This window comes from Mesorhizobium sp. M0659 (assembly GCF_040320605.1).
GTDB lineage: Bacteria > Pseudomonadota > Alphaproteobacteria > Rhizobiales > Rhizobiaceae > Mesorhizobium.
Genome location: NZ_JAMYPY010000005.1, coordinates 157,543 through 171,705, shown reverse-complemented (window position 1 = coordinate 171,705; position 14,163 = coordinate 157,543). Strand labels below are relative to the sequence as shown.

The 14,163-nt window shown below is 58.8% G+C and carries 12 protein-coding genes; 3 read left to right on the top strand and 9 right to left on the bottom strand.

All coding sequences use genetic code 11. The features are described 5' to 3' along the window. Positions 1–224: 224 nt before the first annotated feature. From NKI31_RS10580 to NKI31_RS10550, 7 genes are all read right to left on the bottom strand, one after another. Positions 225–1,139, bottom strand: coding sequence for a class I SAM-dependent methyltransferase (locus NKI31_RS10580; RefSeq protein WP_352651461.1), 915 nt, complete (start codon positions 1,137–1,139; stop codon positions 225–227). A 71-nt stretch (positions 1,140–1,210) separates the two neighbouring features. Further along, the gene (locus NKI31_RS10575; protein ID WP_023681046.1) at positions 1,211–2,470 is read right to left on the bottom strand and encodes a polysaccharide biosynthesis/export family protein; all 1,260 of its coding nucleotides are present in this window, start codon (positions 2,468–2,470) and stop codon (positions 1,211–1,213) included. Then, positions 2,457–3,734 (bottom strand): hypothetical protein, encoded by a 1,278-nt coding sequence (locus NKI31_RS10570; RefSeq protein ID WP_352513646.1) that lies wholly within the window; start codon positions 3,732–3,734, stop codon positions 2,457–2,459. The genes NKI31_RS10575 and NKI31_RS10570 overlap by 14 nt, the downstream gene beginning before the upstream one ends. Next, on the bottom strand, positions 3,731–4,735 hold the full coding sequence (locus NKI31_RS10565) for an SDR family NAD(P)-dependent oxidoreductase (protein WP_023748029.1): 1,005 nt from the start codon (positions 4,733–4,735) through the stop codon (positions 3,731–3,733). The genes NKI31_RS10570 and NKI31_RS10565 overlap by 4 nt, the downstream gene beginning before the upstream one ends. 44 nt (positions 4,736–4,779) lie before the next feature. Continuing rightward, on the bottom strand, positions 4,780–5,424 hold the full coding sequence (locus NKI31_RS10560) for a sugar transferase (RefSeq protein ID WP_023670905.1): 645 nt from the start codon (positions 5,422–5,424) through the stop codon (positions 4,780–4,782). Positions 5,425–5,450: 26 nt separating this feature from the next. Beyond that, positions 5,451–6,602, bottom strand: a complete 1,152-nt coding sequence (locus NKI31_RS10555) for a DegT/DnrJ/EryC1/StrS family aminotransferase (protein WP_023706592.1) — start codon at positions 6,600–6,602, stop codon at positions 5,451–5,453. A gap of 49 nt (positions 6,603–6,651) precedes the next feature. Further along, positions 6,652–7,380: a nucleotidyltransferase family protein gene (locus NKI31_RS10550; RefSeq protein ID WP_352536730.1), complete on the bottom strand. Its 729-nt coding sequence runs from the start codon at positions 7,378–7,380 to the stop codon at positions 6,652–6,654. A 620-nt stretch (positions 7,381–8,000) separates the two neighbouring features. Between NKI31_RS10550 and NKI31_RS10545 the strand changes: the two genes are divergently transcribed. Next, positions 8,001–8,678 carry a LuxR C-terminal-related transcriptional regulator gene (locus tag NKI31_RS10545; RefSeq protein ID WP_023681040.1) on the top strand — a complete coding sequence of 226 codons (678 nt, stop codon included), beginning with the start codon at positions 8,001–8,003 and terminating at the stop codon, positions 8,676–8,678. A 101-nt stretch (positions 8,679–8,779) separates the two neighbouring features. On the opposite strand, the gene NKI31_RS10540 is transcribed toward NKI31_RS10545, so the two are convergent. Then, positions 8,780–10,498 (bottom strand): sensor histidine kinase, encoded by a 1,719-nt coding sequence (locus NKI31_RS10540; protein WP_352651460.1) that lies wholly within the window; start codon positions 10,496–10,498, stop codon positions 8,780–8,782. Between the two features lie 253 nt (positions 10,499–10,751). Between NKI31_RS10540 and NKI31_RS10535 the strand changes: the two genes are divergently transcribed. Further along, the gene (locus NKI31_RS10535; RefSeq protein ID WP_023706589.1) at positions 10,752–11,429 is read left to right on the top strand and encodes a helix-turn-helix transcriptional regulator; all 678 of its coding nucleotides are present in this window, start codon (positions 10,752–10,754) and stop codon (positions 11,427–11,429) included. A 160-nt stretch (positions 11,430–11,589) separates the two neighbouring features. After that, positions 11,590–12,726 carry an NAD-dependent epimerase/dehydratase family protein gene (locus NKI31_RS10530; protein WP_352651459.1) on the top strand — a complete coding sequence of 379 codons (1,137 nt, stop codon included), beginning with the start codon at positions 11,590–11,592 and terminating at the stop codon, positions 12,724–12,726. A gap of 49 nt (positions 12,727–12,775) precedes the next feature. On the opposite strand, the gene NKI31_RS10525 is transcribed toward NKI31_RS10530, so the two are convergent. Beyond that, positions 12,776–13,981 carry an acyltransferase family protein gene (locus NKI31_RS10525; RefSeq protein ID WP_050589855.1) on the bottom strand — a complete coding sequence of 402 codons (1,206 nt, stop codon included), beginning with the start codon at positions 13,979–13,981 and terminating at the stop codon, positions 12,776–12,778. Positions 13,982–14,163: the final 182 nt, after the last annotated feature.

Genomic DNA, 14,163 nt, shown 5'->3' with positions numbered 1-14,163 from the left:
TGTTCAGGAGCGTATCCCCTTAGCCTTCTAATATTACGCCCCACTAACATGCTTGGACTTTAGTCAAAATGTAGCAAAATCGTGGCGCTGCCCTCAGAAACCCGGAACCCACATGTCAAATCGGGGGAAAACTGCCGTTCCATGGTATTTGGGCGGGGCTTCATGCCGGGCGGAGCGGCCCAAGAAAACCACCCCATGCCCTTTTTTCGGGACATTTTCGCGCTTTAGCGCTTCCTCGCAACAACCAGGAAGTGTTGCGCCAGCTGGCCAGGAACGCAAAGCCTTCTGCAGGCCTTCTCGACAGGCTGCATCATCATTTCACAGAACCCTGGCAACAGGTTTCCCGGCCGAGGCAGGTAACCGTACGGTATCGTCTGCTCGACGGTGAATCCCGAGGCAGTCAGGAGGGCCTTGAACCTCGCCGCGCTCAGCGTGTGGCGAATTGTGCGTCCAGACACTCGATTGAGCAGCCGGCACGCCAGGCCGACGGGCGACGTCGCATTCATGTGAACGTTGCACACAAGCCGCCCGCCATCTTTCAGGTGCTCATTGATCGCTTTCAGTGCATGCCATTTCAGTTCATCCTCTGCGTTCAGGAAAAAACGAAATGCGGTTACCACATCGAACGTCATACCCAAATTCTCCCTTGTCAGGTCGACGTGACGCAAACTCACATTGGGCGGTACTTGAGCGCTGTCGAGCATAGTTCTGGAAACGTCGGCGCCAACCACCTCGCTGAAGAGGCCGGCGGCTACCTCGGCGATGCGACCTGTTCCGCATGCGAAATCGAGGCAGTTTCGGCTCGCTCCGCTCAAGGGGCGAAGAACGTCGAGGATCAGGGGCTTTTCGATGTTCTCCCAAAGCGCGCCATAATAGCCGGAACTGTGCGTTTTGTTGTAATGTAGGCCGTAGCCGGGCGCGCAATGGCTGGTCCTATAGCCGTCCGACACCCAGCCGCCCTGCGCATTGCTCTCCTTGCTGGACGTAAATTCCTGCCAATTTCCGGACTCACCGGCGCGCGACCTGGACCGCACAATTCGCGCTGACGGCATATGGGAAGCATAACTTGCAGACTGCGTCATCTGATCCGCGTTCGTTGAGGGTGTCAGGGTCGCTCCCTGGTTGAAAATGCGCCTCACCTTGGATCTCCGTTCAGTTGGGTTCGCCCCCCCGATAGAACAGTAAGCTCCGCACGGACTGCGCTGACGCCCTATTGGACTGCCACACTTTGCAGTTCACTGCTGAATCTGGCTTCGAGAGTATCCCCCGGCAGCACAATCGCATCTTCGTCAACCAACAGCTTGCGCCATTCATTGCCGATCTTGCGCACGATGGTCACCTGGGCCCGTACCGTTTCGCCGGCAATCGGCAATGGCTGTGTGGATGCTCCGGTCGGCTGCAGCTTCTCGCTGGCGGCATGGAGCCTGGCGGTGACATCCGCTAGCCGAGCGTTGGTGTCCTTCAGATCCGTCAGCAAGCCAATCCTTCTTTGATTGTCGTTGCGTTCGTGCTGTCTGACAAAGTCCTCCTGCTGGCGTCGCGCCCTCATCAGCTCGACCGAGGTTTGGAGCGCGCCGCTTGAAGACAGAAGCAACGCGCGCCTGACATCCGCGAGCCGGGTGTTGGTCAGATTGCCTGCATCGAATGCCTTCGTCACTCGCGCCAAATCTTGCTCATCCGCCTTCACGCTCTCGCCCTCGACTCGTTCGCGTTTCTGCAAAACGCCAATTTGCTCGGCAGCGTCCGTCCGGCCCTTCTCCAGAAAATCCTGCTCTTGCCGGAAATCACTCAGCGCAACCTTTAGCGCCTCTGCTTCAGCCTGAGCCATCGCGGCTACAACGCTCGGCGAAAGAGGTGATCCCTGTGGTGTCTTCTTGTCGAAATCCGCCTGGCCCTGAAGCTCGGCGCGAATGCGGGCAGCGTGAAGGTATTCTTTCGTGTAATCTCCCCAGAGCATTTCGTAATCGCGCTTGAGATCGACCGGATCAGGCCCGGCCTGGCCCGCCCGTGATCGCAAAAAACTGAAGCCGCCGGAAACCGCCAGCGCCTGCCGTACAGTCATGAGCGGACGGTAGGCCTGTTGTCCTGGGGTGAGCACATCGCCCGTTACATAGATCGGGCGATAGTCCGCTATGATTGCTGTGACATCGTCGGGCTCGACAGTAACTGTCTGCTCCCGCCCGTCAGTCAGACGCACGTGAAAAATCTTGCTTGGCAAGAGCTCTTGCATTCGCCTTTGCAATTGAGACGCCGTCAGGCCTGCGACCATGATCATCCCCGCCTCCGGAAGGGCGATATTGCCATCCATCTGGACTATGGCGCGCTGCGTCCGATCAGGGATAGGCGCTATTCCTATCTCGACCGTATCGCCAGGTGAGAGTTGATAGGGCTCGACCTCGCCTGCGCAAGCCATCGAGGTTAGCGACATCATCACGACTGCGCCAAGAACGTATCGTCTACTGAAGATCATTTGCGACAATCTCCTTCCGGTCGAACACCGGCTTCAAAGGCCATTCAACACGAGTAACGAAATCGTATACCGGGCCACCGGGCACGCCCCAGTTGCTGGACCAGACCACCTGGGTGCCGTCTGGAGACGGAGAGGCATGCGTCTCGCTCCAGTAGTCGAAGGGCGCGTTGTGCGTGTCTGCGACACGGCGGACCTCTCCACTGCCGTCTAGACGCAGAGCAATGACTTGCTGAGCGTAAGGCGCCCAATCCGGGTGCTGCGATAGTTCGGCTGGCGTGCCGCCATAACTCAGAAACACCCAGCCGGGCCTGCCGAGCGACCTGAGTGACGCATGCATGGCCTCGCCATATTTCATCAGCGAGGTAGCCTTGCCATCAGCCAAGCGGCGCTTGATCACCTGATATTTGTCAGGATCCGATTTGCTGATCCCGACATAGATTTCGCTTCCGTCGGAATCGACCGTCATGTCGCCATGGCCCGGTCGATGGTGCTCCATCCACTTCTGGCGCAATATGCCGTCGATGGAGAAGACGAAACTCGCTTCGATTCCGTCCGGTAATTGCTGGGAACACACTATGTTGATTCCGAGTGGTGAGATCGAGCAGGAGCCGGTCGTTCCCGGGAATTCGGCAAGATCGATATCCGGGAATTTCCGCCGTTGCTTGAGATCGTAGCCAAAAACCACCGCTCGGCCGTCATTGTTCGTTGCACGCACCGCAATCCGGCTGCCGTCGCGGCTCGGATTGCCTTTGTTGGGTCCAAATTTGAGGTTGGAGTACGCTCCGGAGGCGAACACGACGTCCTCATGATCGGTACGTGGGGCCCATGTCGCAATCTGCCGGCCCCCGACGCAGATCATCAACTCGGGATCAGTGGGATGCCATTCGCATTCGGTCGCGCGGTTGCGGTGGAACAAAGGCAAGTAGGTTTGTCCGTCGAGAAAGCACAGGCCACCGCAGCCATTGGCGATCAGGAGCAGGCTCTGGTCGGCATTCCAAGCCTGTGCGCTTGAGTAACGGTGGGTGCAGTACTTCTTCCCGCATACACCCGCCCGGCCGAGAACGCCCGGTCTGGTGATCCGTGCGAAAACCATCCCAGACCAAGGATCCCTTGTTTGGCGCACATAGCCCGGCAGGTTGTTCACGACCGCTGTGGCCGCCACCTCCGCTGCCTTGCTTTGACGGCCGCCGGCAACGTAGATGTTGGGAGATATGGCACCGGCAGCCAGCAACAGCGCCAACGCATGACGGCCGCCCAGGGTCATGTCATGTAACCCACTTCGCGCCGTACCCGGCCTTCACTAAGGCGCTCGCGCCACCACGTGATTGTTCGCTCCAGCCCATCGCGCAGGCTGGTCTGTGTCCGCCATCCAGTCTCACGTTCAAAGCGCGAGGAGTCGGCGAGCAAGGCGCGAACTTCGGAATTTTGCGGCCTCAGGCGGCTTTCATCACGACGGACCGGCTTTTTGCAATCGGTCAACTCAAGAACAATGGCCAATACGTCCGAGACGGTCGCAGCGCGTTGGCTGCCAGCGTTGTAGGCGTGGCCGAACTCGAGCTGGGCGAGACCTGCGGTCAGGAACGCTGTCGCGGTGTCTTCGACATAAGTCAGGTCGCGGATCGGGCTGGTATCCCCTACCATGATTGCAGGACATTTCGGGTCGAGGACCTGCCGGATAATGGTCGGCACGATGGCGCGTTCACTCTGGCGCGGGCCATACGTGTTGAAGGGTCGCATGATGACCACAGGGACATCGAACGACCTGGCGTAAGACTCCGCCATCATGTCGGCGCCGATTTTGGATGCCGAATATGGTGACTGTCCCTGCAGGGGGTGTGTTTCGCCGATCGGCATGGTTTGGGCAGTTCCGTAGACCTCGCTCGTGGAGGTATGGATCACCCGCTCCGTCTCCCATAGGCGCGCCGCTTCGAGGACGTTCACCGTGCCTAGGATGTTGGTTTCCACATAGGACTGGGCAGCGGCGTAGGAATATGGAATCGCAATAAGCGCCGCCAGATGAAAAACCGCGACTTGGCCGCGCATGATCCGGTTAAGGAACGCACTGTCGCGGACGTCACCACGGACGAGCCTCAACTGGCTGCGGATGGTGTCCGGCAGATCGTCTAGCCATCCATGGCTGTCGAAGGAATTGTAAAGGGCAAGGGCTGTGACATCTGCCCCGTTGCGAACAAGCGCCTCCGTGACATGCGAACCGATGAATCCGTCCGCGCCGGTCACCAGGACTTTCTTTCCATTGTAGCTCATCACTGCGCATTCCCTTGGCTGTTTGGAACGCTTCCCTTGGATATTCAAACGTCGATCGGCGGTACCGGAACCCAACCGACCACTGCCAGCACTCCCCGCACCATCCACGCGAGGTCGGAGACGATGGTGCGTCGCGGATAATATGAGAGGTCCAGTGTTGCCTTGGCGGGGAACATGACCTCCCGGTAGAACACGATCGGATCTACGGATTGGGGGAAGTAATGCGCTTCGTGCCGAAAAACGACCTGGGCTGGTCCCAGCAGGCCCGGCTTGTATTGCAGCACGGCCCTAAGCTCGCCCCGGAAACAATCGGCGAAAGCCAGGCTCTCGGGCCGTGGGCCGACGATCGCCATTTCGCCTTTGAGGACATTCCACAGCTGCGGTAGTTCGTCCAGCTTCGTCGCTGCGAGAAAGCGGCCAACGGTGGTCATGCGTGTATCGCCCACGACCGTCAGCGCAAGGCCTTGAGAGCCGCAGTTCACACCGAATTTGCGAAATTTGTACATGCGGAAGGTTCGGCCGCCGGCCCCGATGCGGGTCTGAGCGAACAAGATCGAGCCACCGCCCTCGAGCAGAAGCGCTCCGGCGATCAGCAGCATCAATGGCGCCAATGCGACGGTAGCGATGCCCGCCACCGCAAGATCGATTGCGCGTCTCGCAAAGCCGTGATCAGGATTTGGAACGAACATCCGGTGAAAGGCAGGGTCTAACGCATTCATGCAGCAGTTCCTCTTTGGGCGCCTGCTTTGAGCGCGCCTGTTTTGAGCGCGGCTGCCAGGGCAGCCACGACTGATTCGGCGGCGGCGGAAGTGATCTGGGGGTGCAGCGGAATTGTGAGCTCTCGCTCAGCGAAATCCTCTGTTCGGGGCAAACTCACGCCGGGAAAGCGCTCGCGGTAGAACGTCATTTGGTGCACCGGCGGGTAGTGGATGGTGGTCTGTATGCCCTGTGTCCGCAGCTCGTCGATGACATCCTGCCGGCTCGCGTAGCGCGGCAGGACGATCGGCATGATGTGGTAAGCCGACGTCCGGGGTTCGCTAAATGGAATGACAATGGCTGGGCAACGGTCCGCGATCAGGCGTCGGTACAAGACAGCTATGATACGCCTGATTTCGTTCCACTCTTGCAGGTTCTGCAACTGAACCAGCCCTATTGCCGCTCGCATCTCGTCCATTCGGTAGTTGAACCCGAGCATCGTGACATCATATTGCGGCGTACGACTGTTCAGCCGCTGATGCGTCCCCGTTGTCATTCCGTGCCCGCGGGCCAGGCGAACCCTGTCGAGCAGATCGGGGTCACGTGCAATCACGGCGCCCCCTTCGGCCGTTGTCATGTTCTTGTTGCCATAGAAGCTGAACGCGGCCGCGGCGCCGAAGGTCCCGACTTCCCTAAGCCCGGGCGCGTGCGCAGCGTCCTCGATGATATGCAGCCCGCGAAGCCGGGCGAACCGCTGCCATTGTTCCCGATCGGGGAGATACCCGGCGAAGTGAACGAGAATGACCGCTTTCGTGCGCGTCGTGCACCGCGCTTCGGCTTCCGCAACCGAGATCAACGGCACGTCGACGGACTCGATATCGACGAAGACCGGCGTCGCCCCTACATACAGCACCGCATTCGCCGTCGCCACGAACGTCAGCGAAGGAACCAGTACTTCGTCGCCAGGGCCGATGCCCAAAGCATGGAGGAGAAGATGGAGCGCTGCGGTGCAGGAACCAACCGCAACGCAATCTCGCGCGCCATGCATGCTGGCAAAGGCCTGTTCGAACTCTCGTACCCTGTCCCCCATCGTAAGCCAGCCGCTATCAATCACCTGCGACAGGGCTGCCTTCTCTGGCACGCCTAGGATCGGGGCGCTCACCAAGAGCATCTTGACCTCCTGAAAGCCTTGTTAGTGGCTAGACCTCTGCATCAGACTTTCATGCGGCTGCGGCGGCAGCCGCGACCTCGATTGAGGACGACTGATCTTCCCAGGCAATTGCCTGTGCATTCTGGAAGTCATCGACACGACCGATGTCGAGCCAAAGACCGTCATGCTTGTAAACATGCACGGTCGTGCCGCCCTGCATCATCTGCAGCATCAGGTCATCGAACCCAAATGGGATCCCGGACGGAATGAACCGCAGGACATCTGGGTTCATGCAGTAAATCCCCATGCTGACGAGATGGGAAAGCGTCGGCTTTTCCCGGAAGAGCTGGACGGTATTGTCGATCTCGTCGATGACCCCGAAGTCCATCTTGATATGACGGCACGCCGTGGCAATCGTAACGGGATCCCTATGCAAGCGGTGCGCGGTTACAAACCGGCTCAGGCTTAGATCTGTGAGGACATCGCCGTTCAGAACGACAAATGTTTCGTTCAGTTCATCCCTAATCAGAGAGAGAGGTCCGACGGTGCCGAGTGGCTCCATTTCCTGGGTATATTTGATCTTCAAGTTCCATTGCGATCCGTCGCCGCAGACGCTACGGATCAAATGCCCTAGATACCCTGTCGTAATATACACGTCTTCAATGCCGTTGCGCCGCAGCCACTTCAAAAGCAACTCAAGAACAGGCCGGGCCCCTATCGGCATTAATGGTTTCGGCAGGACCGATGTAAACGGTCGAAGGCGCGTACCCATCCCACCACATTGAATCACCGCTTTCATTCGATCCTCCTGATCTGCAGTTGGCTTTGTTCGGGATCGGTGTTCCATTGTCCGGCCAGGGCATACCCTCAAATCCGGCCAAACCTCGGCGGCAATCCGAACATCATATGTGAAAAGGTATGTGACAGCCGGGGCGGCTGTCGTCGTGCATTCGAATGGTAGGGATTCAAAACGTTCAAGGTATTAGATGGCCACGAGATCAACAGCCGATAGAAGCGCGATTGGGCACTGATCATGACGGCGATAAAACGAAAGCAGTTGCTTTCAAAAAAGCTGCGATCCGCCCGGGCCGGGCCGGCCTACAGGTCCAGCGACAGCGGGTGGCGACATAACAGAAATGGTCCTGAACAGCTGGCTTTGGACCCACAAATGGGGAACCGGCATCGTTTTGCGGACAGGCACCGCACGCCCGGGTTAAAAATCTATGGATGAGCTTCGCAATTTAGTATTATATTAGACGTTCTGGATGTGCGTGGATGGGACGCTGCGGACATCACTGTGATGCGTTGACCAGTGGATGGCCGCCATTTTAGGACCACCACGGATTGTCGATCATAGGCGAATGGGAGGTTCCAGCGGGTTTTCTCGTCGGGAACCGAGTAACGCGTTGGGGTAGTTGCATGGCTCGGATCGTCATTGCCGACGATCACGGCTTATATCGGCGTGGTCTCCGGCTGGCACTCATGGCTGGAATTCCAAGCGCCGAAATATTCGAAGCTTCGTGTTTCGATGCCGCGGTCAATCTTCTAGAGGAGCAGGCGTCCATCGATCTTGCGATCCTCGATCTGAACATGCCTGGGCTGTTCCATCAGGAAGTGCTCAGCGACTTTATGGCTGCCTATCCTGACACTCGCTTTGCGATCGTTTCCGGGGATGATTCCCGCTCGGAGATACTGACCGCGCTTTCGATCGGACTTCACGGGTATATCGTCAAATCGCAGAGCGACGAAGAAGTCGTGCTGGCTGTAAACGAAATCCTCGCTGGCCGGATCTATGTGCCATCTCTCCTATCTCGAACGTCTGCCGACCAGAGATCGCATGCCCCCCCACCTCCGGTACAAAATGCCAGCCGCCGGCACGAGGGCTCGGGCGACGTCGCTAGGCTGACATCTAGACAGAAGGACGTCCTCAAGCTGATGGCAGAGGGGTACTCGAATAAGGAGATTGCCCGCAATCTGGACATTGCCGAGGCGACAACGAAAATCCATGCCGCGGCCGTGCTGCGTGAGCTTGGGGTTAGAAACCGTACCGAAGCAGCTGTGTTGCTCCAAAGCTGGCTGACGAGACAGGCGAGTTGACGTATGCCCCTCGAACCGGCCCGAGTTTGCTTGCAGGAAATCGCAGCAAAGGGCCCACACCATCCGTTAATTGGCCAATTCGGCTTCGACTTGGAGGGGCTCTATTGCAATCCAAATTCCTCAATTTCTTTGCGCGATACACGCAGCGAATATCGAAGGCCATCTTCGGTTATTTCCATATTCGGGGAATGACCGACAAGCGGCGTGCTGTCCACACCGATTATCAGTGACCCGAACCCGCGGCGTACGACTTTTGAACTCTTCCGTCGGCCCGATTCCACCCAATCGAACACGAGGTCGTCACCTTCGTCCTCGGATGCAAATCGCCACTTAACTTCGACCCTGCCATTCGGGTCACCCAGCGCACCATGTTTCACCGAGTTTGTCGTCAACTCGTGAAGGATCATCGCCAAGCCCTCGGCGGCGCCGCTTGGCACAGTGAGGGAAGGTCCACTGATCGTTATGTCGCGTGTCTCCTTGAAGGGCTGCAATTCCCGGTCCACGAGCTCATGGAGCATCCCTGACAGGTTGGCGTGACGAGAAAGGATGCGATGGGTCGCCTCCAGCGTTCGAATCCAATCGATCAACATCTCCTTGTATTTGGCAACGTCATTGTCGGGAATATCGATCATGTTGACCAGAGCTCTGATCACTGGAAACACATTGCTAAACCGATGGCGCTCTTCGCGCATTATGCGCTCGCGTCTCTTTACGGCGGCGCGAAGCAAAGTTGTTTGTCGACGTTCGGTCAGATCCGCCGCCACCCCGATGCGCATTTTGCGGTCGCCGTGCTCTTCCTGCCGTCCACGCAAAGCAATCCAGCGTGTGTGACCATCCACTTGCCGGACACGGATCTCGACGTCATAGTTCAATGCCGATGAAGGCTTTGCCGAGGCGGACAGCTTCGGCCAGTCGACGGGATGGATTACAGCCGAGAGTTCTTCCAAGCGGCGGACTGGGGCCGGAGGCAGACCAAGAATGTCCCAGAACTTGCTCGAGCCGGCGACTGTCCCATCGTCAATGTCTATTTGCCATGTTCCCAGGCGCCCGGCAGACACGGCGAGATCAAGCCATTCCTTCTGAGCCCGAAGGGCCTCGCGTGCCGCTTGTCGCTCGGAAATATCGTCAACCACCACGAATACGCTCTCATTTGGCGCCTCGTCCGGCCGCGACGAAGACAGGGCCAGGTGAGCCCAGAATGCCGTGCCATCCTTGCGCAAAACGCGGATATCCGTCGCAGACGCGGTCCCATTGCCCAAATCTTCCAAAAGTTTCCGCACAGTACCTCGATCGTCGGGGACAATGAGTTCCTGCAACTCGAGTTGGGCAAGTTCCTTGTGCGCGTAGCCGGTCATCTCCAAAAGCCGTCTGTTCGACTGCAGCAGTTCGCCATGGCGATTGGTATTAGCAAAGCCCAAGGCGGCAGCGTCGATGGCAGCGAGCCTCGCTTCTGCCACCCTGAGCGCACCGTGCAGATCTTGTCGCAGGCGGTGGAACACAGCTGCGATCAGGCTACCCGAACCCAGGAGGAAGACGGCCCCGGTCCAGTCTCCACCAGTGAGGTGACCGTCCAGCAGGTGTCGCATCCACAAGCCGGCGACCGCCATCAGAAGCGTTGCTGCGATGGCAACAAAACGGCCCTCAAGATACACGATGACAACGGTTATGGGGATAAACGCAACAAGCGGCAACGGCTGGCCGCCATATACCGTACTTATCGCCTCGAATGCTATCGATGCTGCAAACACCAACAGCGAAGCTAGATGAGCCAACGTAGTGCTCGACACATTCGATTTGAGCCAGCGCAGGTCCGCACCCATGCGCAAAGACTACAACTTTCGGTCTAGTCCGTCGAGACTAGGCCGAAGGGGTGGCACCTAATCCCAATGCCCGATTGCCATGACTTTGCCGGCGAATAAAATCATGTGTCAGGAGCGCTCTTCAGAAAGGTATATCCAAGAGACGCTGCGGAAAAACCATTCGCAGATTTCTCGCAGTATGTGGAAATTCAAGTTGAAGCAGCAACTTCAACCGATTTGATTTGCGTCAGTAGCAATGGGTTGGGTGGAAGCGATGACACTGATTGAAACGCGAAACGATACGCTCGCAGGCAGGCAATACATTGTATTGAACGATACCCGCCACGAACGGCCGATAAGCCTTGTGGACCGACCGGACGCAAGGGTCGGCGGATCTCGACGACGCAGCCTGGAATCCATCACCGGCATGCTTGATCGTATGGGTTGCGGCTATCTCGTCCTGGACCGAGACAAGAAAGTAATAGAATGGAACGCTGCCGCTCGGGACACCCTCGCACGCCAGGGCGAAGCAACTGATACAGCCGTCGAGCTTGCCGCCGGGTTGAGGCGGCTGGTCGCGAATGTTCCGGTCCACCTCCAGCCGGGCTCACTCTCATGGGTAGTGATCCACAGCAGAGGCGACAGGCCGGTGACCATGAACGAGACGGGCGTCGTTACACCGGACGGGACAACCGTGGTCGCATTGCTGGACCGGGATAACAAATCGGCGGCCAACCCTCGCACGTTGCAAAGGATGTTCGGTTTGACCAGCGCGGAAACGCAGTTGGCGCTACGCCTCGCCCATGGCGACGCGCCCCTGGAGATCGCCCGCAGTTGGCATCTCAGTCGCACGACTATCCGCTCTCAGCTTGCCTCACTGTTCGCCAAGACCGACACGAGGCGTCAGGCGGAACTAGTGGCTCTTTTGGGGCGCATTTCGGTTTTGCCATGAGAAATCGACTGCTGTCTGCATCCGCTTTGATTCGGACAGCGGCGGCCCGCATTGAGCGCGCTGTCGCGTAGATCACAAGGCCGGCGGCGCCATTTCCGATCGTTCAAGGCGCTGCCGAGATAGCGCAGAACGCGGAACCTGGAAACGGGAGTGACTTGCCATGGCCGAAGCAGATTCGAAGGTCAACAAGCTGGCGGATATCGTTCACGCGCTGCAGGATGGTGCTGCGTCGAACCTTACGCACACGGGGCCGATCATCGTCACGGGCGCCGCTGGGTTCATCGGATTTCATGTTGCGTCACGCCTTTTGCGGCTCGGCGCCGAGGTCATCGGCGTCGACAACTTCACGCCTTACTACGACCTGAAGCTGAAGGAGGCGCGATTTACACGGCTCTGCGCCGAGCCGAGGTTCACGCCGATGCGCTTCGACCTGGCGGACCGGTCGCTGGTGAAAGCGCTGTTCTGCGAATTCCAGCCATCGCTCTTCGTGCATCTGGCCGCCCAGGCCGGGGTGCGTCATTCGCTCGTCGACCCGCATGCCTATGTGGAGTCAAACATTGTCGCATTTCTCAACGTTCTGGAGGGCTGCCGACACGCCGGCGTCAGCCATCTCGTTTATGCCTCGTCGAGCTCCGTATATGGCGCCAATCGACGCATACCCTTCTCCGAACATCATGGTGCCAATCATCCGGTGAGCTTCTACGCCGCCACCAAGGCCGCCAACGAATGCATGGCGCATTCCTACAGCCATCTGTTCGGCTTGCCCGTAACCGGACTGCGCTTCTTCACCGTCTATGGTCCCTGGGGCAGGCCCGACATGGCTGTCTATACTTTCACCCATGCCATCGCCGAGGGCCGAACGATCGAAATCGCCAATGCCGGGCGCGTATGGCGGGATTTCACCTATATCGACGACATCGTAGAGGGGGTTGTTCGCGTGCTCGCCAAACCACCGTGTCAGGATCCCGATTGGGACGGTCGCGCTGCCGATCCTGCCACCAGCTCGGCGCCGTATCGGCTCTACAATATCGGCAATGATCGGCCTGAAGAAATCAACCATCTGATCGCGCTCATCGAGACGGCCCTTGGCCGCCGCGCCCTTCGCGTCAACGTACCTTTACCACCAGGTGACGTCCTGGAAACCCGCGCCGATGTCAGGGACCTCCGCCGCGCCGTTGGCTTCGCACCGGCGACAACACTGGAGGACGGCGTGCAACGTTTCGTGGAATGGTATCGGGAATTCCATGCATGCCCCGTCGGACAGGTGCGACCAGCCGGCCTTACGGCAACGGCATAGTGAGCACAACAGCGGCATTTCCTTGGTGTGGCAGGGTCGCGGCTCGCCTTCAATCTGTCTTGGGATACGCCGGCAATGGAAGGGACCCAAGCTGCCGCCCTGTGCTGTGCCCGACCCCCAAAAGGCGCCGCGCATAGCGGGTGAGCGGCTTCTCGAACAGACGGTGGGTGATAAATGCCACGCCCAGGGTTATCGCCAAGGCCGAACCGATGAAAGCCCACGGGCCGAGTACAAAGATCAAGCCTGTACGCCAGAAAATTATGCGCATGGCGCGGATCACGAATGGATGCATGAGGTAAAGAGCGTATGACGCATCGCCAACGCCAGCGGCCCACCTCGCCGCCAGGCTGTCATGCCTCAGTTTACCCGGCTCTGCCAGGGCAGCACTCCAAACAATTAGAGACGCCGGAATGCCATACACGACAGGGCGACCAAGGCCGGCCGAGATATCGGGAAACGCCGCCGCAAGCATCAGGGCACCCAGTCCCGTTGCGGCGACACAGGCCCTGATTGGGCCGGAAGGCCGCAGGCCCGAGGCGCACATGACCCCGATCATCGCGCCGAAAGCGAATTCGAGGATGATCGGATTGGTCCAGAAACCCCAAGGCTCTGGCAAAGGAGCCGCAAGAGCGCCCAAGAGCACCATCCCAACCAGGATCGTGAGCAGGACCGTAACTGCCCACCGCATGGGCAGCACGATCGTCGCCGTGAACAGCACGTAAAACAGCATCTCATAATTGAGCGTCCAACCCAACTCGTAGACCGGCTGAACGACGCCGTCAGGGCGACTGGCCGGAACGAATAAGTAGGATTCGACTACAAACCTGAAATCGACGTAGCTCTGGTTGAGAAGATTTGGGGCGGCCACCGCTACCGCAATGTAGAGCGAGGTGAGCGCCCAATATAGCGGGACAATTCGCGCGATCCGGCGGGAAATGAAGAGACGCGCGCCCCCGGGCTTTGCGAACAGCTGTCGCGACGTATGCACCATGATAAGGCCGGAAATCACGAAGAAAATATCGACTCCAGCGCTCCATGGTATCGGATTCCAGCTCTGAAAGGTGCGGCCGGCCTGTAATTCCAGGGTGGCCGCATCATGCTGGGCGTGTCGCAGCGCGACCGAACTAGCCGCGAGGGCGCGCAGGACCTGGACCTGGGTGAGGGTTTCGCGTTGGCTGCGCTCGACAGGCGTCGATCTCTCCGAGCGACGGCGCACTGCAGGCGCCGAGGCGCTCGCCATTCGGGCTTGTTCCATGGATGCTCCGCAGATTGTGAGCACACCCTGGGGCGCCTCCGAAACTGATGCATCCTTCAAATGACGGACACAGCCCGCGAAGTATCGGCTGCCCGCGCGGGTGTCCGGAACAGAGATACGCCGAAGCGTCTGTGCAGCCCTATGGCCTTTGTGCGATCCGGGCTTCGTGACTTCCTGCCCGA